We start from the raw sequence: 24,644 nt of genomic DNA on the forward strand, positions 1-24,644 counted from the left end.
GGAAAAGCAATGAAAATCATTAAAGAGTTTAAAGAGTTTGCAATGAGAGGCAATGTCATCGATTTAGCGGTCGGGGTCATTATCGGGGGAGCTTTTGGTAAAATTGTAACTTCTCTGGTTAACGATGTGATTATGCCGCCGATCGGTGTAGTTTTGGGAGGAGTCGATTTTAAGGATTTAAAAATCCCGCTTTATAGCAAAGAACATGCCGCCAATGTCGCTGCAAACAATGGAGGCAAAATTGATGAAACCTTGCTGCCTACCATCAATTATGGCCAATTCATAAACGTAATGCTGGACTTTATTATCGTTGCATTCTGTATCTTTCTGCTTGTAAAAGTAATCAATGTGCTTCGTCGCAATGAGAAGAAGGAAGCTCCACCTGTTGAAGTGACCGAGAAGGATTGCCCATACTGCTTGTCCAAAATTCCTGTGAAGGCTACGCGCTGCAAGCACTGCACATCCCAGCTAGAGGCTGCTGCACATGGCTGATGAGCTCTTTGATATTTATGACGAGCAGCTTCGGCCGCTGGGCACAGCAACGCGGGCAGAGACGCATGCGAAAGGTTATTGGCACCGCAGCTTCCATTGCTGGCTGACGCGCCGCGAAGGAAACCGCAGGTTCGTGCGGTTTCAGCTGCGTCAGGCAGGCAAGGATACAAATCCGGGCTGCTACGATATCACGGCGGCCGGTCATTTGAGTGCGGGCGAAACGATACGCGAGGCCATTCGTGAGCTTGAGGAAGAACTAGGGGTTTCCGCCTCATTTGAACAGCTCATACCACTCGGGCAAATCAGGGAAAATGTTAGCGGTGAAGTAAATGGAAAACCCTTTATCGACCGTGAAGTCAGTGACGTTTTTGGCCTTGTGTGCGAGCTGCCTTTGACAGAACTTCTGCTGCAGCCTGAAGAAGTGGCCGGCGTTTATGAGGCTGATCTAGATGAGCTGATTGCATTGTTTGAAGGCTCTTTATCTGCGGTTTCTGCTTCAGGTGTTGAGCTCGGAGATCAGAACGAGCAGCTGACGATTGTCCAGCGCTCCGTTTCGGCGAAGCAATTCGTGCCTCGCGAGTTTTCTTATTATACGAGCGTACTTCAGTCTCTGCGCGGTTGTACTTAAGGGATGCCTTGCTTTTGCTAGTTGGATCGCGAACACCCATTGTTCGCTCCCAATTGCTATACCACTGGTCAATTAAACCATGGATATTATAAAATTCAGTATGGCGCGGCGCTAGGTCAAAATCATTCAGCTCAGGCTGATTGTACAGCCTCGCCGCCATTTCATGAAAACACCCGTGAAGATTGTACTCAATAAAGCTGCCCAGCTGATCGGCTGTAGCGAATGAACGCGGATTGTTTTGTACTCGCTGCTCTGCACCTGGATTAAAGCAGGAGGAACGCCTGATTTCCTCAGGCACTTGGTTCCAGCCAGCAATCCAGCTGCGGTCATAGCCCATCGAATCATGCCAATTGTATACCCTATTAATAAAATCTCGATGAAATCGCAGAAATCGATCGCCATAACCCGGCGGCGGTATCGTTCCCGGAACCAAATGATTCGTATGATGCCATACGCGGTGCTCATCCAACAACGCTTGCGGAAAATTAGGTATTCGCGGCATCCTCTTTCCCTCCAAACTTATACATGATTCTCGTCTCTCACTCCTATAGCGTATGCGGCCCATACACCTCCTGTGATATACCTCCTTTTTAAATAACAAAAAGGACTGCCAACATAAATTCTTGACAGCCCTTCCTATTAAATTGAAACTACCAGAATTGACGACGGCATTCATCTACTTCTCTTTTGACGCAAATATCAAATGAGACAGTTACATCTTGATTTCTTCCGAACGCACAGAAAATTCTTACACAGTCCTTGTCACGCGTGCTGAAGAAGTTAACTACACGGCAATGGCAATCGATCAAGCTTTGAACGGCTCTTGCATCACGACATCGTATCGCTCTCACAAGTTTTGCAGCAGTGCGCTCATCCTTCAGCTGTTTAAAAATATCGCTTAACTCAGCTCCTGCTTCTTGCATCGCTTCAACCGCCGGGTCTTCTCTGCGTCCGCAGCTTTTGTGCTCCACTGGGCTTATGCACTCAGAAGAGATCCGAGCTCGGCTATTTGTTTTACTTGTTTTACGAGCCGCTTTCACATTGCTAACTTTCAGTATTGATTTAGCAGACATATTACTCCACCTCCCTCTCGAACATACTCTATTCTATGTAAATTTAAGAGAGTTGCATGGACGAGTATCGCTCTTCATGTGTTGAATTTAACCTTCCATTTTTGTATGACCCGCTCGCTTCCTGCATACCTATATGACATACCATACGAATGGAGGTCTTTGGCTTGGCAGAAAATATGATGAGCATGGGCAATATCGGCAATATGGGCAATGTGCCAAACCCCGGCAACATGGGGAGCATGAGCAATATGCCGAACGCAGGGAGCTCGGGCAGCATGCCTAACATGAACACCATGAGCGGTATGCCGAATGCAGGCAATATGGGCAGCATGCCCAATATGAGCAACATGGGCAATATGCCAAACGTCGGCAGTATGGGCGGCATGCCCAATATGAGCAATATGGCAGGCATGGAGAAGCCCGCTCCAGTGATCTATGAAGCCGAAGCGCAGCACACGGCAATGGTGATGGAGGTACGCGATAGGATTATGAATATGTGCGGCGGTCATATGCATAAATACGTTTGCGTCCAGACCATCGATGGACATGTATTTGAAGGCAAGCTTATGCATATCGATCACTGCATTCTTTATTTGCAATGTACGATGCGTGACCCTCGCGCTTTCATGAACCCGTACAATGCGGTGCTGCCACTCGTTCTGTATGAGCTTCTTGTCATCACACTGCTCTAAGTATCAAGTTAGGCTTTGATACATTCGACAAAAGCATGTCCCTTTTGACATCGACGGTCTATGACTGCGAAAGCTGTCATACATATGCATAGAATGAAACGTCGATGAAATGAGGGGAGTAGACTCATGATTGAACGGATAAATCGGCTTCAGATAGAACTCCCGCCATCACCTTACGCGGATGCGAACGCCGCTGCAGCGGTGCAGGAGCTGCTTGGAGGAAAATTTGGTGAAATGTCCACCTTAAACAACTACATGTATCAGTCCTTTAATTTCCGTGAGAAAAAGAAGCTTAAACCGTTCTACGACCTAGTATCCAGCATAACAGCAGAGGAATTTGGCCATGTGGAGCTTGTTTCGACAGCTATTAATATGGTGTTAACAGGGACAACAAGTCCCGGTGATCCTAACTCTGCTCCACTAAGAGAAGGCGTAAATAAGCGCAACAGCTATTTTTTTATACAAACAGGTCAAACCTCGCTGCCAGGTGATTCGATGGGACGCGCATGGACTGGTGATAATGTATTTAGCAGCGGCAATCTAGTGCTTGATCTTCTGCATAATTTCTTCTTGGAGTGCGGAGCACGAACGCATAAAATGCGAGTATTTGAGATGACGGATCACCCTACAGCAAGGGCAATGATTGGATATTTGCTCGTTCGCGGCGGTGTCCATGTACTTGCCTATGCCAAAGCGCTCGAAATCGCAACGGGTGTTGATGTGAAGAAGCTTATCCCTATTCCCGACCTTAGCAACAACAGCTTCGAAACGGCTCGAAAATACGAAGCAATGGGGCTTGGCAACAAGCTGTACACATTCAGTCAGAACGACTACAAGGATATTGTCCTCATTTGGAATGGACAAAATCCGCTTACCGGCGCTGAGCTTGAGGTCATTCAAGGCGCACCGCAAGGCGCACCTATGCCTGATTTAAGCGAGCTTCCAGAAGAGTTTGCGCCAGGCATCTCGCAAGAGGATTTTATTGAAATTGCCCGTCGGCTGCAGAAAAACGCCGGACTATAATCAAGTCATGATTCAAGGGAGACCTCCTCATGCGCGCAAAGCGGCTTGGAGGTCTTCCTGCTCCTATTCCCTCGTTTTCCTATGCTATACTAAACAAAAGGCGAGGGAACGAAGGTGATTGCGATTCAAGTTTTGGCTATGCTTACTATGCTTATTGATCATATTGGTTTGTTGTGGTTCCCTGAGAACGTCATTTGGAGAATCATTGGACGGCTGGCACTCCCTTTCTATGCGCTCGCGATTGTCCTCGGTTATTACCGAACGAGCAATCTCGATCGTTATCTGAAACGGGTAGCATGGATCGCGCTTTTATCGCAGCTGCCCTATCAATTTGCTTTTTACCGGCTTGAAGTCAATACGGTAGGCACTTTATTCGTCTGCCTGCTGCTTTTGCGCCTTCTAGACAAATGGAACGGAAAGCCGCTTCTGCAAGTTCTGCTTTGCCTTTCACTCGCTGGACTTCTCGAGTTTATGCCCTTCAGCTATGGCGTATATGCTGCACTGCTCGTACTCATTTATCGTTATGCTCAAAATCAATCCTTTGTTGTGTTTCACTTCTCCTTGGAAGTGGTAAGCATCTTTATAAAGGAATGGTTCATACAGCCCTTTAGCATATTTGCTACTATTCTCATGGTCTATGTGCCTGATTTCATGCGCAGCCTCGAAACCATCAAAGTACCGCGCTTCGTCTGGCGCAGCTTTTATCCGCTTCATTTAACGCTCATCGCAATCGTTTATTATGCAACCAGCAGCGAAAGCTTTAAGGAAATATTTTGCAAGCTATCATTCAGTTGATCATTCCGCCAGTTTTTCTATGGCTTTCATACATGAGATTACAGCTGCTACACCACTTATGCATGTGCAATCATTGTCGAACATGTTAGAAAAGTGTAAATAAAGTAAACAAAATTCTGACCACATATTCATAAGGGGCTAAAATATTTACGTTAGAATGGAGGAAATTGATCGGAGGTGTTATAGGAAATGATGAAAATCGTTACCTTTAAAAGTCGTTCTGTCCCAGTCTATTACCCTAATGAACAATCGGCATCCATAGATCTGCTTCATCATAAATTGTACGAATTAGAACTTGATTTTGACTTCCGCAAAAAGTGGAGAAGAATCAAATCGGTTGAAATGGTGCGTGATGTCGCTATTTTCCAGTATAACGACGGCACAAAGCTCTACCTTGAAGTATGTTAGATAACTCGTAAAGAAAGACCTGCAGGCAAAGTGCCCGTCAGGTCTTTTTGTGCTTTCATCATCCCCATTCACCTACAAAAAATGCCCCAACAGCATATTGGTCAAGCCCCAATATTGTAGACAATGAAAAAGCCCTTTAAAATGAACTGTTAAATGACAAAGCGGCAGACCAAATTCTGGTCTGCCTTTCATTGATTGAACTATCGTTACCCGTTAGCGTAACAAAATACTGTTGATTGCGGTGCAATAATTAGTCATATTGTGAGTACAGTTCAAGCATATCATCAGCACAGCCAGCTATGATCGTATTTGCTTGTTCAGCATGTTTTACTGCCCCAGCGTAAAGTTGTAGATTAAAACTAACAGAAGCCATTATTAAATGCCATTCAGCGTCCGTAATTCCCTTATCAGAAACAGTTTGCAGCAGCCTGTATGCTTGTTCAAATGGATTGGTCTGGTCAGAATAATCTTGCAGATAATTCAATGCCCTAGCATATGCTAAAATCATTTCATATGACCACTGTTCCTGAGGGTACTGCTGCAAGATTGATTTTATTTCATAATAATTATCTACAAGCTTCATTACATCCATCTCTGCCTCAAGATCGTTTATATATTGCATGTCAATCATTCGGCTTGCTCCCTTCTCTATATCCATGTACCAATTTTACTAATTATTGATACATGATGCACAAGAGGATTTCTTCCTATTTTTTGCTATCCTGCCTGTTAGCTTAATGAATTGCAGTCTAACATTTGAATTTTGTCTAACGATCATGCTGTAAATTTTAGTCGATACTCAATTGGTGTCTGTTTGTTTAATTTAATTTGAATCCGATCATTATTGTAAAATCGAATGAACTCCTCAATTCGTTGTTGAGCCTCACTAATTGAACTAATATCATATGGATAGAGTGCTTCCGTTTTCAGATGAGAGAAAAAACTCTCCATTGCTGCGTTGTCTATACAATTGCCCCGACGTGACATGCTGATTTGGACTCCTACCGTAGGCAGTAGATCGTGGTAAACATGAGACGTATATTGGGAGCCCTGATCGCTATGGACGATTAGATCGACTATCTTACCTGCAGCGTCTTTGTGTTCTTCAAAAGCCTTGCTAAAGGTGTCTAATACCAGCTCATTGTCGTTTCTAGTGCTCATATGAAAGGCTACGATGTCTTTCCCATACAAATCCATTATAGCAGAAAGATATAGGCGCTGATCGCCTACACGGTACTGTGTGATGTCCGTAACCCACTTCTGATTTGGTTTTGTTGCCATGAATTCACGATTCAGCAGATTTGGAGCAATTCTGCCGTCTGACTGCGCGGCTTGATACGTGTTGAAGTAAGGACGTTTGGCACGAATGATAGATCGAATACCCATTTCCTGCATGAGACGTAACACTTTCTTGTGGTTCACTGTATCTCCGTATTGACGCTCCAGTTCACCTTGAATCCTCCTGTAGCCATACTTTCGATCTCGCTGGAGGTAAATATCTTTAATCCACTTCTTGATTTCGCCGTCTGGATCATCCATTTTACGCTTAAGGTAGCGATAGTAAGCACTCCGCCATACATCAAGTAATTCACAAAGAAGAGTCACCGAATACATTCCGGACATCTCCTCGATAATGGCATACTTGCCCTTTACACCTCCCGTTTCCAGATTTCTAAGCACTTTTTTAACACCGCATTCTCCCGTTTAAGCTGCTGGGTGTATAGGTCCTGATCGATCTACCCTTCGGCCTCTATTATCCAATAATCCATATTCACCTTGTTTTCTAAACTTATAGACCCATTTACGAACCCTATCTTTATCTTGTATCCCATACTTCTCAGTAATTTGCCTATATGTCCACTTCTCATCCTCATGTAACCGTACGGCTTCCTGCTTTATTTCCTTTGTATACGATTTATTTGGTTGTTCTTTCTTCCTCATAAAAAATACCCCCTAAAGTATCATCGGTTCCCCATATGGGTTTTTCCAATGTCTACTATAAAGGGGGCACTTCATATCGCTGCTAGGGCATTATTCATTCTCCTTTAAGCTAAACCTTAAATTTCATAATTTCCTTCTGTAAATGCTCTGCCATATTGGCAAGCATAGCTGATGCCGCTGCAATTTCTTCCATCGAGGCCGTCTGCTGCTGCGCCGCTGCAGCTACAGATTGCGTACCAGAAGCCCCTTCAACCGCGATATCAACGACCTCTTTAATGGTCAGCATCACCTGCTCCGTACCTGCTGCAATGCCATTTGCTGCTTGCGAAACCTCATCAATTTGCTCAGCAACCTGCATAACCTCGTCCCGTATAGAGCCGAACATGCGGCCTGCTCCTTCAACTGCTTGGATGCCGCCGGATACGACAGTGCCCGCATCATTCATCGCCAGCACCACACGTTCCGTCTCCGTGCCAACAGCCATAACAATTTTCGTAATATGATCGCTTGATTCCTTCGTTTGCTCTGCCAGCTTGCGAACCTCGCCAGCTACAACTGCGAAGCCTTTGCCATGCTCGCCCGCCCTCGCCGCTTCTATTGAAGCGTTCAGTGCAAGCAGATTCGTCTGAGCAGAAATGTCTGATATAACCTGCACCATTCTAACGATTTCTGTGGATCGATTCCCAAGTCCTTGTACGGCTGCAGCCAAACTATTAAAAGATAGCTGTATCGATTCCATTTGAACAACTGCCTGCTGCAGCGTCTCGTTTCCTTCTGTTGCCTGGCGGGAAGTTTTTTTGGCTGCATGTGACGCTTGCTCCGTGCTGACCGCAATTTGCTGAACGCTTGCCGACATTTCATGTATAACCTGAAAACTCTGCTCAGCACTAGCCGATTGCTTCTCTGCCCCATCTGCTACCTTCTGAATCGTATATGCGATATGTTCGCTTGCATGACTGGTTTGTTCTCCGCTAGCCATAAGCTCCTCCGAGGAAGCGGCTACCTGATCGACGCTGCTACCCACCTCGTGCACAAGCGTTTTAAGCTGCTTTACCATTTCATTAAAGCTTACAGCAAGTACACCTGTCTCATCTCGGTAATGGCAAATAATTGGTTCTATTTGAAGATTGCCTTTTGCAACCTCCATCGAAAGCGCAGAAACCTGCTTGATTGGCCGTGTCATGCGGATCGTAAAGAGTATTGTCGCTGCCATACCGACAGCTATCGTAATTAATAAGGTAACGATTGTCACCGTCACAATCTGTTCAGCGCCTTTATTAAAATCCTGCATATATGTACCAGAGGCAATGATCCAGCCCCAGTGAGGGTCCTTCTCTAAGTAAGTAATTTTCGATGCCAGTTCATTCTCTGTACCCGGAAGCGCCCAAGTATAATAAACAAAACCGCCCCCCGACTCCGCTTTCTTCATGAAGGCATCCGAAACAGGGAGACCCCATTCAGAATCGAGCACTGGTTCTCCATCGCTGTACTTAAGTCCAGCAAGACTGCTGCCCTCCATCGTGGGATGGGCAATCGTGAGTGAGTCTTTGTCTAATGCAAAAACATAACCGTTTTCGCCGAGATCAATGCTTTTATTGATAGGCCGTTTGCCTGCCTCATTCTTTGGCCCAAGCATAGTGACTTTGACGAACTCCTCTGCTTTGGCGCGGTCAATCGCTCCTGCTTTCACCTGTGTGTCGAGCAATGCAATTAAACCAATGGTGCTTCTAACGCTATTTTGAAGCAGCTTCTCGCCGCCGTTGTCCAGTTCGCTAACAGCAGTATTGTAACTTAAAGTACTAACTAGAATGCTAGGAATTAAAAGAAGCGACAAGCATAACGCCATTAGCTTTATACGAATCGTAGGTTTGATCGATCGAAGATTTTTTAGCTTGCTTAATAGACTCACTTTACAGTTCTCCTTTAGTCATCTTCTTTGCTGTGTATTCCGAACGTCGTATCATGGATATATCAAGCACGTCAGGTTCCTGTGGTTTGCCCAGAAGGAATCCCTGTACATAATTGCAGCCCCATTCGCCTAATAATTCGTATTGTTCCTTGTACTCTACACCCTTGGCAATCACTTCAAGACCAAGCTTATGAACGAGATTAATGATGCCTTCAACGATAATGCGATCCGCGCTTTGCAGATCAATGTTTCTAATGAATGACTTATCGATCTTAAGGCAATGAATCGGCAATTGATTCAAGTTGGTGAGGGATGAGAAGCCTGTTCCAAAATCGTCTAGTATGATTCGAACGCCAGCTGCTCGAAGCCAGCTAAGTGTAGATATGGCTGTAGTTGAAGTATGAAGCATACAGCTTTCCGTTATTTCAAGCTCAAATGAGGAGGGCGCAAGCTCATACTCCTTTAACACATGCAGCACCGTTTGTGAAAAGGTCGGATCTTGCAGCTGAAGAGAAGATATATTAATTGACATATTAAGACTATTCAAACCATATTTGCTCATGTTCGCGAGCGTTTTGCACGATTCTCTAAGCACCCATTCTCCAATAGGTACAATGAGACCGCTATGCTCAGCTATAGGTATAAATTCTGTAGGTGAAATATCGCCAAGCTCAGGATGCTGCCAGCGCAGCAGCGCTTCAAATCCTTTAAGCTTACCGTCCTCCATGCGATAGATTGGTTGATAGCTGAGGTGAAATTGCTGTAAATATAAGGCCGGTCTTAACGCCGCTTCAATAGCGATGCGTCGGTTAAGCTTATTTGTATCTTCCAAATTATAAAATCTTGCTCGATTGCCGCCCTGCTCTTTTGATTGGTATAGGGCAGACTCCGCTCGGCATATGAGCTGTTCGCTTGTTCGTCCATCCTTCGGGTATATCGTTGCCCCAATACTCGAGGTCAAATATAGCTCCGCTCCGTTAATATCGATGGGACGCTCAATCGCATTTTTGATAGCCTCCACAGCTTGCATGCTTTGACATTCATCATGTTCTACAGGCATAGCTACCATAAATCTGTTTCCACCAACTCTACTCACCGTTGTAGCAGCCTTTCTAGCCTCAGCCAGACGCTGCCCCATCATGAGGAGTACATGGTTGCCAAACTCTGTTCCTTTGGTTTCGTTTAAGCGATAAAATTTATCCAAATCCACCAACGCTACCACCATCCGCTTGCCTGCTGCACGTACGACATTTACGGCCAATTCCAGCTGTGCAAAAGCCTCCTTGCGACAAGGCAAACCGGTCAACGCATCCATGTTGTTCGACCACCATCCTTTTCCATTTCAGTTATATACACTCATTTTGTCATACAACTATTAGAAAAATTAATGAGCAATATTTAGAACATTGTTAGATAATTTAATACCCGTTCTAACAACCTTACAATTAAGAGAATGGCAGCGAATATTCAAAGTATTGCTGGGCAAATGGGTAAAAAAAAGAATCACTCCATGTTATAGAGTGATTCTTCTTACATAATAGCTTATTCAGCTTTGATTCTTGCTCGTATGCTGAGCGGTATACTTATAGCCGAATCCCCATACCGTTCGAATGAGCCGCGGTTCCTTCGGGTTCTGTTCAATCTTCTTGCGAAGGTTGACGATATGTACGTCTATGGCACGGTCTGTTACGAAGGAATCAAAGCCGCGAATCGTATTTATAAGTTCTTCCCTGCTAAACACCTTGCCCGGATGTGCAAGAAATAATTTCATCAGCTCATATTCCGAGAAGGTTGTTTCAACTAACTTCCCGCGAACCAGCAATAGGCGTCTCTCAAAATCAAGCTGAATGAGCTCCCCCTCTTCGGTCGCTTCCACTGCTGCTGAAACCTGCTGCGCTGTCTCTGTCTGCATCGTATTCGATCGACGAATTAACGCCTCTACCCTAGCTGTCATTTCGTGCATGCTGAATGGTTTGCACATGTAATCATCCGCTCCAGCCTTTAAAGCCTGAACTCTTTCTGACACTTCACTCTTCATGGATAGAATCATAATCGGTACGTTAGAGCGCTTTCTAATTAGCGCACACACTTCCATTCCGTCCAGATCGGGCAAGATTAAATCAAGCAGCACCAAGTCCGGATTAAACTCTGATGCGAGTCTTAATCCATCATCCGCTCTATAAGCTTGCATGACAGAATAGCCTTCCTCGGATAAATACATAGACAGCATATCACTCATCATGACGTCATCTTCAATAACTAAAACCTTATACATTGTCGTCACCCTTTTTGAGGATTGAAGATTTCTGTCGAATATTTTTTGTATCTCTACTATACCTTAACGTTATTAAAGGAACAACAAGTTGTTAGAAATTTGTTAGGTTTTATTGTCGAATATATCTTTCGCTTTCCGAAGACCATCCAAAAGCCGCTTTAACGTCACCTCTAACTGAATAATAGCTTTTTGCAAATTGTCCGATTCAAGCTCCGGCAGCTTCACAATTCGCTCAACCTCACAAGCCGCCTCTAACAATTCGTAAGCAGATAAATAACCGGCAGCCCCCTTAAGTGTGTGAGCCATTCGTTTGACAATTGTTAGCTCCGATTGCTTAATCATCATTCGCAGCTGGTCTGCAAATGAATCGTAATCAAGCATAAATTGCTCCATCATATGCAGCAAGATCGGCAGTTTTCCATTCACTCTTGCCAGTGCGCTTTCAACGTCCATGCCGTCAATAGACGGCAAACTATCTATATTTGCTGGTTCTAATGCACGTGAACGATCATTTAGGCCAGATTTGACGACCGGCTGAATAGCCGAACCGCTGATTTCCTTCAACCAATAGGAAATGACATTATGAATTCGTTCGGAGGAAATAGGCTTCGTTACCACATCGTTCATCCCCAGCTTCAAATAACGCTCGTGATCATTGCGAAGCACGTTTGCCGTCACGGCAATAATCGGAATATGATCATATTTAGCTTGTGTGCGAATGATGCGAACCGCTTCCGATCCATCCATTATCGGCATATGAATATCCATTAATATAAGATCCCAGCGCTCTTCGCCCAGCTTCATCAGCACTTCTTCGCCATTCTCAGCTAAGCCGACCTCGTAGCCCCGCTCCTTCAAAATTTCGATTGCTACCAGCTGATTAATTTTATTGTCTTCTGCTAACAAAATCCGCGTATTTGTCATATTTTGTTGAATCGTTGCTACGAGCGACTCGATTTCTTGTTCCTTCCCATTCGTGCCCTTATGATCCAGAACACTTTCAATTGCACGAAGCATAGCCGTTCTCATGATAGGCTTAATTAACAATGTTACCGGTCTTTGCTCAGCAGGAAGCTGCATCATTTCGTCGCGTCCATAAGAGGTCGTCATAGCAATGGTTTTGACACCAGCAAGTTCCGCATCACGATGGAATTCAAGCCAGGTTTCTGCACCGTACATATCCGGCATCTCCATATCCAGTACGATAAGCTTCGGCAGAGCGCCAGCTCCAATGCGGCGCAGGCGATCTCTAGCCATTTTCCAAGAGTGAAATGGAATAGGTGTCAAGCCAAACGATTCGACAATATCGCTCCAGTGCTCCCGCATCTCGTCATCATCCTCTACGATCCACACGGGCTGCTCCAATAAATCCTGATGAACCTGCAAACGCGGTTCGGTATACTTATGAATAATAGTGAATGGCAGCGTAAAGTAAAACTCGCTTCCAACAAGCGCTTTGCTGGAAACCATCAGCTTGCCTCCCATTAATTCAACAAATGATTTGGATATGACAAGGCCAAGTCCCGTTCCACCAAACTTCCGTGTTGTTGACCCATCAGCTTGCGTAAACGGTTTAAAGAGCTTTAGGACCTGAGCCTCGCTCATTCCAATCCCCGTATCCGAGATGATAAACTTCACGTTTACCCCTTTATCGGTCGGCTCCACTATCTCCAGCTTCAGCCTTACTTTTCCTCTATTCGTGAATTTGATCGCATTCATGCACAAATTGAGCAGCACCTGCTCAAGACGCAGCGCATCGCCAATAATCGTTTGCGGCAGTTCCTCTGGCGTATCAATAATGAATTCAAACTGCTCTTTACCGCCCATAAATACGCTTAATTGATCAGTGATCCGGTGCATCAGCTCCTCAGGCTGGAATGGCTGACGTTCGATGTCGACCTTGCCTGCTTCAATTTTGGAGAAATCCAAAATATCATTAATAATTCGCAGCAGCGTCTCCGAGGATGTATTCATCTTGTCCATATAATCCTTCTGTGACGAAGACAGCCCTGTCTTGCGCATTAATTGCGTCAAGCCAATTATGCCATTAAGCGGTGTGCGTATCTCATGGCTCATGAGCGCCAGGAATCGGCTCTTCGCCTGATTCGCTTCCTCCGCTTCGAGCGTGGCACGAACAAGCTTCTCCTGCACCATCTTCTGCTCCGAAATATCTCTTGCTATACAAGAGAAAAACAGCTCACCCGTATCTTCATCTTTATGCGGCACGATGACCATGGAAACGTACAGCGGCTCGCCATTTTGCTTCATTAGCTGCGCGTCGCTTTCCCAGTAACCAAACTCTTTGGCGAGCGCCGCTCCTCTCACAAGCTCCGAATACATTTCTGGATGAGAATATTCCTCTACCATATGCACCTGATCCGCATTGCTTTGCAAGCCCAGCATTTCTCTGCCTGCCCCATTCATATAGACGAGCTTGCCTCTTGAGCTGACTGAAGCTATTAAATCCTTGGCTGATTCAACGATGTCGAGCAAACGATTGCGTGCTTTCTCTACATGCTTGCGGTCGGAAATATCGAGCACCATACCTACAACACCAGAGAACCGCCCATTGCGGTCACGCAAACCATTCGAGCTGTGCAGCGTTGGAATTCTTGTTCCGTTTTTATGAATAAAGGTCCATTCCCTCTCATAGGAGAAGCTGGTGCTGCGGAGCTCCTTGAATACTTCAAGACCACAGGCTGAACCGTTCTGCCAAGCTGTTCGCTAAGCTTCTCAGCTTCCAAGCGAACCTCATCTAGATCCATGAACAACAGCGGTGTAGCGCTTCCAGCCAGCTCCGAAGTCTTATAGCCCAGCATCTCTTCAGCTGTTTTATTCAAATAGGTGACCTTATACTGATCGTCGAGCACGATAAATGCATATTGATTTTGATTAATGATTGCCTCAAGGCGATCGAACATTTCTTGCAAATGCTCCATCATGCCGTTCACAGAATGACCAAGCTGACCGATCTCGTCATATGGCTCAACTTCAAGATGCTCTGCCTCGAAGCTCCCCGCTGCAGCCTGCTCCGTCACGCCCAAAATACGTTCTAACCGTTTCACAATACGTTCGAAGTAGAGAAAGAAAAAGATTACAATGATCACTTCCGAGACAGCAATCGTCGTGAAAATACGCCAAAATATCGGCTTTACCTCTTCTTCCAGCTTGGACATTGGCTCTTGCAATGCAAAACGCCAAGGTGTTTCACTCACCTTCGTATGAAAAACCGCGTACGCTCTTCCCGCTATGTTAATTTTCGAAACACCCTCATAGGAGCCAAGCATTTTCTCCGCAATCGGAGACAAGGAAGACTTCTCATGAAATAAGCCCTTGCTAATGATTTCTTGGTTATCAGAGCTATAGATGATGCCGCCTTCATCATTGAACAAGCGTATAATCGTTTGATCGCCTGTAAATTCAATGAATGGCCGGAGTGTAGCCATAACAATAGAGGCATACACAACTCCTTTGAGTTCGTTCGTAGCCCCATACACAGGTACAACAATAAACGATTGCGTAGCATCAGAAAAAGAAGGCTTAAAAGGATCCGTAATGACCACTTTGCCTGTAATCGACTCCTGAAAAAATGACTCCATACTCATATCTCTTCTAATACCATCGGTACGCAGGCTTATGCCTGATTCATCTATATACCCAATCGAGTGATAGATAAAGCCGCCACGAACCAGCTCACGTCCAAAGTAATGAAGACGCTCCTCATCTGTACCAAAACGGACAACCTCTGTTCGGCTCATCACAATAACCTCCGCTTTGCGGATAGCCATCCATGACGCTAATTCGTTTGCACGCTTGTTTTGCATGCTGCTTGTTTTCTCGATTTCGGATTTAAGCATCGCATCCTTGACCGCAGAATAGTTGCCCACTCCAGCAATCAACAATGGGAAGAAAGAAATGAGAACAATCAGGATTAATCCTTTTGTACGCAACGACATTTTTTTCAAAATCACTTCCACCTTCCGCTACGCATGAGCCAAATCTGCCTGACTTTGACACTATTATATCTCTTTCAACTATTATTTGGATAATAAAAAAACGCTAGAGCCTGCATGCCGCAACACTGCGGTTAGCTGCTCTAGCGTATCATTCTATTTATACTAATCTATTCAGCTGCAAGCACCGCTTCAATACGGCTAAGCTCCTCGTCGCTGAAATCTAGACGGCGTAGTGCTGCAACATTATCATCAATTTGTTCGACACGACTTGCTCCGATCAAAGCCGAAGTCACTCTTCCGCCTCGGAGTACCCAAGCAAGAGACATTTGGGCAAGCGATTGTCCACGATGCTGTGCAATCTCATTCAACTGCTTAATCTTATTCAATGTGCTGTCTGTAATATGATCTGCCTTCAGAAATACACTTGGTCCTCCAGCGCGTGAATCGGCAGGAACACCATTCAAATAACGATTCGTCAGCAAGCCTCCAGCAAGCGGAGAAAATACGATCGAGCCTATGCCTTCTTCGTCCAAAACATCCTGCAAGCCGTTCTCGATCCAGCGATTGAACATCGAATAGGATGGCTGATGAATAAGGAAAGGCGTACCTAGATCCTTCAGAATAGCGGCCGCTTTAGCTGTTTGCTCTGGATTGTAATTCGAAACGCCGACATACAGCGCTTTTCCTTGGCGCACAATATGATCAAGAGCCCCCATTGTTTCTTCAAGCGGTGTATCCGGATCTGGACGATGGTGATAAAAAATATCGACATAATCAAGGTTCATCCGCTTTAGGCTCTGATCCAAGCTGGAAACCAAATATTTGCGTGAGCCCCATTCGCCATAAGGACCTTCCCACATATAGTAGCCAGCTTTGGTTGATATAATAAGCTCATCACGATATGCTGCAAAATCTTGTTTAAGTATTTGGCCAAACATTTCTTCTGCTGAGCCAGCAGGCGGTCCATAGTTATTCGCAAGATCGAAGTGCGTAATGCCTAAATCAAATGCACGGCGTACCATGGCACGCCCATTCTCATGACGGTCAATGCCGCCGAAATTATGCCACAATCCTAAGGAAATTGCCGGCAGCTTTAAGCCGCTTCGTCCGACACGGTTATACTTCATGCTCTCATACCGATTATTAGCCGCTAAATAAGTCATGTTCAATATTCCCCCAAACCGTTATTGGAATCACTTATTGTGCTTATTAATCAACAACAAGCTGCTTCCCGTTTATTGTACAACTGCTGCTAACCAAATGGAAATGCGTTTATTTGATCAGCCTTTTCTCCAGCTTCAAATGCGGACTGTTGCGGACGGTTTCCTCGAAAAAGCTCGTTTGCTCCCGTACAAGGCGCTCCCATGCCTGAACGCACACGGGGTCGAAATGTCTCCCGCTCTCCTTTAGGATAATTTCCATAGCCGCCTCATGCGACATCGCCTTTCGGTAAGAACGTGACGAGGTCAAAGCATCATAAACATCCGCTACGGCAGTGACCCGTGCAAGCAGCGGTATCTGTTCACCTGCAAGCTGATCAGGATAGCCGCTGCCGTCCCACTTCTCATGATGAGACCTTATAACAGAAAGCTCCTCCGGCATAAAACCTAATCTTTTGCACAAATCGTAGCCCGATATAGGATGCACCTCAATAATTTCACGTTCCTCAGGTGTAAGCTTGCCTGGCTTGTTCAAAATCGTATCCGGTATTCGCAATTTGCCGACATCATGAACTAATCCGCCTTGCGCAATCGCCCTTAATTCAGCTGAGCTGAGTGAAAGCTCCTCTCCCAGCTTCAAAGCATAAAGGGCTACCCGATAGTTATGGCCTGCTGTGTAAGAATCACGTGCTTCCGTTGTCATCACCAGCTCTCGAACGCTTGAAGACATATAGGTGTTAATCCAATCGCGCGGATTGGCGCGGAACATCAGCTTAATAGAGGCTGTAATGGATTTGGAGCTGACATATTGATTCACAATACCCCAAACCATAACAATAACCGAAGCAAGCAATAGGAAATGGTAAAGCCACCAGCTTATATTCCAAGCTTCGCCACTCACGATAATCAGCTGTGCAATAATCATCCAGCCTGAGCTGTACACGATGGCGAGCTGCAATGGAAAACGAGAGGATATGTACGCTTGCAAATACCGATATATTGTCCAGCCATTCAAAGCGATCGTAAATAGGCTTGCGGCCCATTTCATTGGCAAATCCTTAAAATGTAGAAATAGAATAAGATTCGGGTAAAACCAAAGGATGGTGCAAAGGGCAAGAAGCAAGGATATCCATAAGGGCAAAAGCATTCGCTGCAACTGCGCAAACCATTTGATGAGAGGACGATCTACAGATATAGAGGACAACCACAACCATACAACGGCCAGTATAACGCTAAGCTGAGCAGTGCTGCCTGCAGTACTTGAGTGATGCGTTAAAAAACCAGGGGTAGATAAGCCATGCAGAACAAACAATGCAGATAATGATACATAAGATAACGATAGAAAACTAATCTTAATATTGCGAAGGGTAATCGCGACGAATCCTACAGCAATAGCAAGGATCAGCGAGATCATGGCTACGAGACTGACGATATAAAAATGCTCTTGAGGTGCGTTAATGCTCTTATCAAGCTCCGAACCTCGCAACGCGAAATAGCCTGCCAATGGCAAAAGCATTAATAAAACTAAACGTGTGTATACCCACATATTTTTGCGCAAGCTTATTCCTCCTAGATGTCGTTCTTTATATGTATTTGCTGGTAAACATACCGCCTGTGGGAGGCGCAAAATGTAAAGTTTCATCAAAAACCAACATGAAACTTGTAGGATAATGTTGGATATTCGTCTTTTACTATCATATCATCACGCAGTCAACCTATAAATAGTGAAATTTCGCGGAAATACGGATAATTCAAACCGACAACATATATTTTTATTTTAGATTAAGGTTTTTTCAATCTTGTTTTGTTATAGTAGTTGAAGACAGGTAAATTGAAGGGAGTTTATGGAATGAATAACAAGGAATCGCAGCCAAACAAAGACGCAGAAAACGAATTGACTGCGAAGGAAGAACGTTACGAGCTCGAACAGACAGAAGAGCAGGACAAGCTTTCGGATCAAGATACAGCTATCGAAGAGGAGCTTCAACAAGAATTAAACGAAGAGCTTCCTGAAGCATCAAACGACGAGGTTCGTGCTGCTGCCCTAAATTCGGAGAGCGTTCATCAGGCTCCCAAAGGCGGAAGCGGTAAAGCATGGTTGATCGTCTCAGCAGTACTAGCTATTTTGCTGATCGTCGTATTAATTAAACCGCCATTTGGATCAAGCAATGAAACCGTGGCAACTGTCAACGGTGTCAACATAGGGAAAGACAGACTTTACGATGAGCTAGTTAAAGCAGGCGGTCCGGCTACACTTGAGAACATCATTACACAAGAGCTGATCGTCCAAGAAGCAGAAGCAAATAACGTCAAGGTTACAGACGCTGACGTAGATGCTGAAATTGCGCTTATCAAGAAGAGCTTCGGTACGGACGAGCAGTTCAATGCTGCACTTGCTCAGTACAACATGACGCTTGAAAACTTGAAAAGCGATACAAAAATCAATCTAACGATTCGTAAAGTTTTGGAGCCAAAAACAGACGTAACTGCGGAAGAAATTCAACAGTTCTATGATACGAACAAAGCTGCGCTTGGCACGCCTGAGCAAATTCAAGCTTCACACATTTTGGTAGCAACAAAAGAAGAAGCTGATGCTATTCTAGCTGAGCTTAAGCAAGGCGGCGACTTCGCTGCAATTGCCAAAGCGAAATCGATCGACCCAGGTTCGAAAGATAATGGCGGAGATCTTGGCCTATTCGGAAAAGGAAAAATGGTTCCTGAGTTCGAAGCTGCTGCTTTTGCATTGAAAATTAATGAGATCAGCGGTGTTGTTCAAACCGAAAACGGCTTCCACATCATTAAGAAAACAGCTGAGAAAGCTGCTGTTGTTCCAACGTTCGAAGAGAAAAAAGAAGAAATTAAGAACCAGCTTGTTGCTACAGAAGCAAATGAGCTATCCGAAGCTTGGATGACCGAAATTCGTGCAAAAGCAAAAATCACGAACACACTGACTCCAGCAGCTACTGACGCTCCAAAAGCTGAATAATAGCTAATGCTTTCTTAAAAGGGACTGTGCTTCATAGGTTATTTATAACCTGTGGGCACAGTCCCTTTTTTCACAATAAAAAGCCCCCCTTTCGCCCGGAGGGATGGGCTTCAGGGAGGCTCTGGCTTCAGAAGGATAGATGAGCCTCTTCAATTTTATGTCATTCTTCTGAAGTTAATATATATTATTCTATGACTATCAATTGGCGTAGATGATTGTTTTACTAGATTCGACCATTTTAAAACAGGCAATCGATCGCTTAGGGATAATCGTACGGATGACGGGGAGGGCGAAATGACTCTGTAGGCGTGATTTAGGACATAAATAGTGAGGTAGCGTGTATTGTGAATATGATATGATGGTGAAATATGCCATGTATCTATTATTGGAGGGAAACAAGTGAGCAACTACGAAGTACGCAGCTATAAGGATACGTATACCTTGTATGAATTAACGGAAGAAAGCACGCAATCCCGCATCATCGTATGTCCAGAGCGCGGCGGTATCGTTATCGGCTGCCAGCTGCATGGACTAGAGCTCTTTTATTTGGACAAATCGACGTTTGAGAACCCAACCGCCAATATCCGCGGAGGCAATCCGATCCTGTTCCCAATTAGCGGGCAGCTTGCTAACCAAACTTATGAGTGGAACGGTCAATCGTACACGATGGCTAACCACGGCGTTGCCCGTACTTCTGTATGGGATGTTGTCAGTACAAAAACGGATGGTGAGGCTTCGATTACAATCCGCCTGCAAAGCAATGAAGAGACGCTGCGCTCCTACCCTTTTGCATTCGAATTGCTGTTTACCTATGTACTGCAGGATGGTCAATTACATACGCGTCAGCTGTACCGCAATCTAAGCGAAGCTGCTGCGATGCCTTTTTATGCTGGCTTCCATCCTTATTTCGCCATTGATTCGGGTAAGAAGATCGCATATGAAAGCGATGCTACCCGCTATGTCGATTATAACGATAATGTAGAAAAACCATTTGATGGTGTTATCGACTTGGAAGGACTTGTGGAATCCGTATGCCTGCTCGATGCGAAGAAGAGCGAAATCTCCTTCGTCGCTTTGCAAGGCGCTCGCGTTCGCCTAACTTACGATGACATTTTCAAATATATGGTGCTTTGGTCCGTTAAGGATCGGCCTTTCGTATGTGTAGAGCCATGGATGGCTGAAAATGGTGAGCTTAACCGTCAAGAGGAGCTTGTCATGCTGAACGCTGGCGAAGAGCTGCATGCCAACATGACGATTAGCTGCGAACGTTAAGTCCGTCTCTTTAGACGAACGATTCAGCCATTAAGCTTGTGTAGCATTGGAATCATGAAGCAAAAAAAAGAGAGGGAAGCCTTGCAAGCCATGGGTTCGGTTCCATGGTGCAAGGCTTCCTCTTTGCTTTTTAGGAGCAACGAACTAATAGCCTTCGCCTTGACCGCCTGTAACGATAGCGATGCCAGAGCTTGCTCCAATACGTGTTGCGCCCGCTGCGAACATTTGCAGAGCAGTTTCCCGGTCGCGTACGCCGCCGGATGCTTTCACACCGAGGTCAGGACCTACCGTACGGCGCATCAGCGCGATATCCTCTACCGTAGCGCCTCCCTTGCCAAAGCCCGTCGATGTCTTCACGAAATCTGCGCCAGCCTGTTTGCAGATTTCACATGCGACAACCTTTTCTTCATCCGTTAGAAGTCCCGTTTCAAGAATAACTTTAAGCAGGGCTTGTCCTTTAACCGCCGCAGCTACACCCTCAACATCACGCTTCACGCCTTCAAGATCGCCTGATTTCATCAAGCCGATGTTTAAAACCATATCTACTTCCGTTGCTCCAGCTTCAATAGCAAACCTCGCTTCTGCTGCCTTAGATGCCGTCATCGTCGCTCCTAATGGGAAACCAACGACTGTCGTTATGCCTACTCCCGATCCCTTTAGTTCTTCAGCAGCTGTTGCTACCCAGCCTGCATTTACGCAAACCGTTGCAAATTGATACTGCTTAGCCTCGCGGCAAATTTGAAGTACCTCATCCTTTGTTGCATCAGCTTTAAGTATTGTATGATCGATCATCGCCGCTATGTCCGCCGGCGATAAATTCATATCGTTGCTCATTTTGCTGCTCCTCCTCTATCATTTTGATTGCTCCAAACATTGCTCTGCCGGTACGCCTCATCCCTATCCTATCCAAACGAATGGGCGAGATACGCATGATACGTTTCATTATACGAAGCTTTGTTCAAAACAACAATAATATAGCGCCGAAAATACCACATGCTTACTTTTTTGCAGACGATCTTTCCTACAGAAGTCATGTGGACAAACGGATGGTTGTGTTCTATTCTTTACTATGTACTAACAAACTTATCCAGTCTGAACCGCAGAGAGGTGCGCAGCTTGACCTTGTTTTCGAAATCAAAGCGCGAAGCTGATTTATTCGGCAGCGCTTTTCATTATGCCTCAATAGGCATGGCATTAGTAGATTTAGATGGTCGTTTTATCGTAGCCAACCCTTACGCTCAAACGATGCTGGGTTATGAGGAGAAAGAGCTTGTCAATCTTACGTTTGCCCAAATTACCCATCCGGATGACTTGGAACAGGATTACCGCTACGTGAACCAGCTGCTCGAGGGCGAAATCGACACCTTTCAAATGGAGAAAAGATACTTCAAAAAGACCGGCGACATTGTAACCGTGCTTCTTTCCGTATCCCTTGTATATGACAGGCATGGCGCCCCCCGTCATTTTATATCGCAAATGATGGACATTACAGAGAAGACGCAAGCGGTGTCGGAAGTCAGGCAGCTTACGATGCGTATCTCCACTATTTTGGAAAGTATCTCAGATGCATTTTTCTCACTGGATCATGAATTTAAGTTTATCTATACGAACAATGCGACTCAGGAACTATTTAAGCGAAACAAGGAACAATTGATTGGTTATAGCATATGGGAGCTATTCCCTTGGCTCGCAGAGTCCATAAGCCATCTAGAATATAGATTGTCTATGGAAACCAATCAGTACCGCATGTACGAGCAATTTATTCCACGGCTTAATAATTGGTTTGAGTCGAATTTATACCCGTCCGAATTTGGGCTCTCCGTTCATTTTCGCCAAATTACAGAGCGAAAGCGAATCGCTGACAAGCTGCTGGAGAGCGAGAAGAGCTTCCGGCTGCTAGCTGAGAATTCAAGCGACATGATCTCCAAGCATGATCGAGATGGGTTATTTACTTATGTATCCCCTGCTTGCTATACGCTGCTAGGCTTTCGTGATGACGAGCTGATTGGATCGTCACCGTTTGTTTTGTATCATCCTGATGACAGAGGGAGAATGCTCGAAAATCAAGAGCTCATTTACAGCAACATTGAAGCCAATACCATTACTTATCGCATGCGCCGCAAGGAAGGCATTTATCGCTGGCTCGAAACGACCTCCCGAGTCATTTATCATGATGGTGATCGCACGCAGACGATCGTTTCTGTCTCCAGAGACGTTACCCCTCGCAAAGAAAATGAGTTGAAAATGATTAAGAAGTATCAATTATTGCATAAGCTCTCGCATGTGGATGAGTTGACCAATATTGCAAATCGGCGAGTGTTTGATGAGTCTTGGAACAAGGAATGGCTGGAAGCGCAGCATCACCATATGCCGATCACGCTCATGCTGGGCGATATCGACAACTTCAAATTATTCAATGATACGTTCGGGCATCAAAAAGGCGACGAATGTCTCAGACAAATCGCCGCCGCATTGCGGAGCACCATGAAGCGTCCGCTTGATATTGTCGCCCGCTATGGGGGCGAGGAATTTGGATTTATTTTACCTCAAACGAGTGAAGAACGCGCCGCCAATATTGCATCTAGACTTCTGGAAGCGGTCAGGCAATTAAAAATACCGCATGCAGAACTATCGGGCTGTCCCCATGTCACGATAAGCTTGGGTTCAGCGACGTGGAAGCCGGGCTGCTCCGCTAAGCAAGAAGAGCTGTTTACCTATGCGGACAAAGCGCTTTATCAGGCGAAGCGCGAAGGAAAAGATCGATACGTATCACACTAATTCCACGCGATCGTCGCTGCTGTTTTTCTCGGCTACGATCGTTTTGCTATTTCCGCCAAACCCGCTTGCTTAAGCTGCTTCTCATACACGAAATATACAACTAAGTAAATGACGAAGAACAAACTGGACACGAGATACATCGTCGCATAATTCGACCATGTCGCGACTAGGCCAAGCAGCATGGCTCCGCTTCCGATTCCGATATCGAATGCATTATAAAAAGTTGCAGTCGCTACCCCTCTTCGCTGCGGCTCCACCCTGTCAATTACCCAAGCTTGCAAGCCTGGGAAAATAGCCCCGAAGCCCGCTCCATAAAACACCGCTGCAAGCAGCAATGTTCCAGTTGATTTGGTCATATAAAGGATTATGCAGCCCACGATACAAGATATTGCCGCAGGAAACAGTACCCAAAATCTCCCCTTCGAATCGAAAATCCGTCCGCTGATAAAACGTATTAAAAATTCGCTTATAGCAAGGACAAGGAAGAAAAACCCTATATTTTGCACGCCTGTTTCTTTGCCGAACAATGTGATAAAGCTAATAACACCGCCTAGTGACAAACCTACAAGCAGTCCTAATAAAGAAGGCATCAGTGCTTTCGGCTCAATAAACCGCAGCATGAATGAGGTTTCCGTGGCGGACGCTATTTGCGCCTTTGCCCTCTCCTCTTTGGTGTCACCTTTGACGAAGGCCGTACAAACCATCGCAATCAGCAGTATACATGCCCCAACAATGAACAATACGGAGAAACCAAACTCCTCCATCAACCATATGCCAAGGAAGGGCCCGAGCGAAATGGCTACAGCATTTCCTGTACCGAAAAACCCCATGCCCTCTCCTCTGCGAGAAGCAGGTATAATGTCCGAAGCAACCGTTCCGTACAAGGTCGTTGAAATACCGAAGCCTACACCATGCACGATACGAAGCATAAGCATCATCGTAATCGTCACTGCGGCGTAATAGCTGGCCGTACCGATTAAACAAATGGCTACGCCGACGAGAAGCAGCAGCTTTTTGCCAAATTTATCAGAAGCCATACCAACAAAAGGTCTTAAAATAACAGCTGAAAAAGTAAATAAACCAATAATAAGTCCGATCTCAGCATCCGAGCCGCCTTTATTTGCCGCAAACATCGGAAGTGTAGGCAGCAGCATCTCCAGTGATAAGAACAAAAATAAATTAGATAAAATCAACAAAACAAACGGTTTGGTCCAGAGTGATTCCTTCACCTTATTAATTCCTCTCTTGTTGCTAAT

At 45.2% G+C, this 24,644-nt stretch carries 23 protein-coding genes; 9 read left to right on the forward strand and 14 right to left on the reverse strand.

Annotation, left to right across the window (positions count from 1 at the left end; translation table 11 throughout):
- Positions 1–9: 9 nt before the first annotated feature.
- The gene (gene mscL, locus ACIFSR_RS05495; RefSeq protein WP_430055592.1) at positions 10–492 is read left to right on the forward strand and encodes a large-conductance mechanosensitive channel protein MscL; all 483 of its coding nucleotides are present in this window, start codon (positions 10–12) and stop codon (positions 490–492) included.
- The gene (locus ACIFSR_RS05500) at positions 485–1,120 is read left to right on the forward strand and encodes an NUDIX hydrolase (RefSeq protein ID WP_339206501.1); all 636 of its coding nucleotides are present in this window, start codon (positions 485–487) and stop codon (positions 1,118–1,120) included. Before mscL ends, ACIFSR_RS05500 begins: the two co-directional genes overlap by 8 nt.
- Positions 1,121–1,246: 126 nt before the next feature.
- On the opposite strand, the gene ACIFSR_RS05505 is transcribed toward ACIFSR_RS05500, so the two are convergent.
- Both ACIFSR_RS05505 and ACIFSR_RS05510 read right to left on the reverse strand, forming a co-directional pair.
- Positions 1,247–1,585, reverse strand: coding sequence for a hypothetical protein (locus tag ACIFSR_RS05505; RefSeq protein WP_339206500.1), 339 nt, complete (start codon positions 1,583–1,585; stop codon positions 1,247–1,249).
- A gap of 185 nt (positions 1,586–1,770) precedes the next feature.
- Positions 1,771–2,193, reverse strand: a complete 423-nt coding sequence (locus ACIFSR_RS05510) for a hypothetical protein (protein WP_430055595.1) — start codon at positions 2,191–2,193, stop codon at positions 1,771–1,773.
- A 164-nt stretch (positions 2,194–2,357) separates the two neighbouring features.
- Between ACIFSR_RS05510 and ACIFSR_RS05515 the strand changes: the two genes are divergently transcribed.
- From ACIFSR_RS05515 to ACIFSR_RS05530, 4 genes are all read left to right on the forward strand, one after another.
- On the forward strand, positions 2,358–2,885 hold the full coding sequence (locus tag ACIFSR_RS05515; protein ID WP_430055598.1) for a hypothetical protein: 528 nt from the start codon (positions 2,358–2,360) through the stop codon (positions 2,883–2,885).
- 126 nt (positions 2,886–3,011) lie between these two features.
- Complete coding sequence (locus ACIFSR_RS05520) at positions 3,012–3,908, forward strand: manganese catalase family protein (RefSeq protein WP_339206495.1); 897 nt, start codon at positions 3,012–3,014, stop codon at positions 3,906–3,908.
- Between the two features lie 114 nt (positions 3,909–4,022).
- Positions 4,023–4,703, forward strand: a complete 681-nt coding sequence (locus ACIFSR_RS05525; RefSeq protein ID WP_339206494.1) for a TraX family protein — start codon at positions 4,023–4,025, stop codon at positions 4,701–4,703.
- Positions 4,704–4,892: 189 nt separating this feature from the next.
- Entirely contained in the window at positions 4,893–5,111 is a 219-nt protein-coding gene (locus ACIFSR_RS05530) for a hypothetical protein (protein ID WP_076268411.1), read from the forward strand.
- Between the two features lie 250 nt (positions 5,112–5,361).
- Here the strand turns inward: ACIFSR_RS05530 and ACIFSR_RS05535 are convergent, their stop codons facing one another.
- From ACIFSR_RS05535 to ACIFSR_RS05580, 10 genes are all read right to left on the reverse strand, one after another.
- Positions 5,362–5,742 (reverse strand): hypothetical protein, encoded by a 381-nt coding sequence (locus ACIFSR_RS05535; RefSeq protein ID WP_108994996.1) that lies wholly within the window; start codon positions 5,740–5,742, stop codon positions 5,362–5,364.
- A gap of 143 nt (positions 5,743–5,885) precedes the next feature.
- Positions 5,886–6,791, reverse strand: coding sequence for an IS3 family transposase (locus tag ACIFSR_RS05540; RefSeq protein WP_339206492.1), 906 nt, complete (start codon positions 6,789–6,791; stop codon positions 5,886–5,888).
- A gap of 24 nt (positions 6,792–6,815) precedes the next feature.
- Positions 6,816–7,052, reverse strand: a complete 237-nt coding sequence (locus ACIFSR_RS05545; protein WP_430055601.1) for a helix-turn-helix domain-containing protein — start codon at positions 7,050–7,052, stop codon at positions 6,816–6,818.
- A gap of 109 nt (positions 7,053–7,161) precedes the next feature.
- Positions 7,162–8,961 carry a methyl-accepting chemotaxis protein gene (locus tag ACIFSR_RS05550; protein WP_339206490.1) on the reverse strand — a complete coding sequence of 600 codons (1,800 nt, stop codon included), beginning with the start codon at positions 8,959–8,961 and terminating at the stop codon, positions 7,162–7,164.
- A 1-nt stretch (position 8,962) separates the two neighbouring features.
- Positions 8,963–10,276, reverse strand: coding sequence for a putative bifunctional diguanylate cyclase/phosphodiesterase (locus tag ACIFSR_RS05555; protein ID WP_339206488.1), 1,314 nt, complete (start codon positions 10,274–10,276; stop codon positions 8,963–8,965).
- A 231-nt stretch (positions 10,277–10,507) separates the two neighbouring features.
- Complete coding sequence (locus ACIFSR_RS05560) at positions 10,508–11,236, reverse strand: response regulator transcription factor (protein WP_076268413.1); 729 nt, start codon at positions 11,234–11,236, stop codon at positions 10,508–10,510.
- 102 nt (positions 11,237–11,338) lie between these two features.
- Entirely contained in the window at positions 11,339–13,867 is a 2,529-nt protein-coding gene (locus ACIFSR_RS05565; RefSeq protein ID WP_430056192.1) for a response regulator, read from the reverse strand.
- Positions 13,783–15,192 (reverse strand): PAS domain S-box protein, encoded by a 1,410-nt coding sequence (locus ACIFSR_RS05570; RefSeq protein ID WP_430056195.1) that lies wholly within the window; start codon positions 15,190–15,192, stop codon positions 13,783–13,785. Before ACIFSR_RS05570 ends, ACIFSR_RS05565 begins: the two co-directional genes overlap by 85 nt.
- Before the next feature lie 167 nt (positions 15,193–15,359).
- Entirely contained in the window at positions 15,360–16,355 is a 996-nt protein-coding gene (gene mgrA / locus ACIFSR_RS05575) for an L-glyceraldehyde 3-phosphate reductase (RefSeq protein WP_339206486.1), read from the reverse strand.
- A gap of 109 nt (positions 16,356–16,464) precedes the next feature.
- The gene (locus ACIFSR_RS05580; RefSeq protein ID WP_339206485.1) at positions 16,465–17,910 is read right to left on the reverse strand and encodes an HD-GYP domain-containing protein; all 1,446 of its coding nucleotides are present in this window, start codon (positions 17,908–17,910) and stop codon (positions 16,465–16,467) included.
- Positions 17,911–18,201: 291 nt separating this feature from the next.
- On the opposite strand from ACIFSR_RS05580, the gene ACIFSR_RS05585 reads away from it, so the two are divergent.
- Entirely contained in the window at positions 18,202–19,338 is a 1,137-nt protein-coding gene (locus tag ACIFSR_RS05585) for a peptidylprolyl isomerase (protein ID WP_430055606.1), read from the forward strand.
- A gap of 399 nt (positions 19,339–19,737) precedes the next feature.
- Entirely contained in the window at positions 19,738–20,610 is an 873-nt protein-coding gene (locus tag ACIFSR_RS05590) for an aldose epimerase (protein WP_430055609.1), read from the forward strand.
- Between the two features lie 144 nt (positions 20,611–20,754).
- Here the strand turns inward: ACIFSR_RS05590 and deoC are convergent, their stop codons facing one another.
- Entirely contained in the window at positions 20,755–21,444 is a 690-nt protein-coding gene (deoC, locus tag ACIFSR_RS05595; RefSeq protein ID WP_339206480.1) for a deoxyribose-phosphate aldolase, read from the reverse strand.
- 282 nt (positions 21,445–21,726) lie between these two features.
- Between deoC and ACIFSR_RS05600 the strand changes: the two genes are divergently transcribed.
- Positions 21,727–23,388 (forward strand): PAS domain S-box protein, encoded by a 1,662-nt coding sequence (locus ACIFSR_RS05600; protein WP_430055612.1) that lies wholly within the window; start codon positions 21,727–21,729, stop codon positions 23,386–23,388.
- Between the two features lie 32 nt (positions 23,389–23,420).
- On the opposite strand, the gene ACIFSR_RS05605 is transcribed toward ACIFSR_RS05600, so the two are convergent.
- A complete protein-coding gene (locus ACIFSR_RS05605) occupies positions 23,421–24,617 on the reverse strand; it encodes an MFS transporter (protein WP_430055614.1) in 1,197 nt (398 codons plus the stop codon).
- Between the last annotated feature and the right edge of the window lie 27 nt (positions 24,618–24,644).

This window comes from Paenibacillus sp. NRS-1760 (assembly GCF_050467785.1).
GTDB lineage: Bacteria > Bacillota > Bacilli > Paenibacillales > Paenibacillaceae > Pristimantibacillus.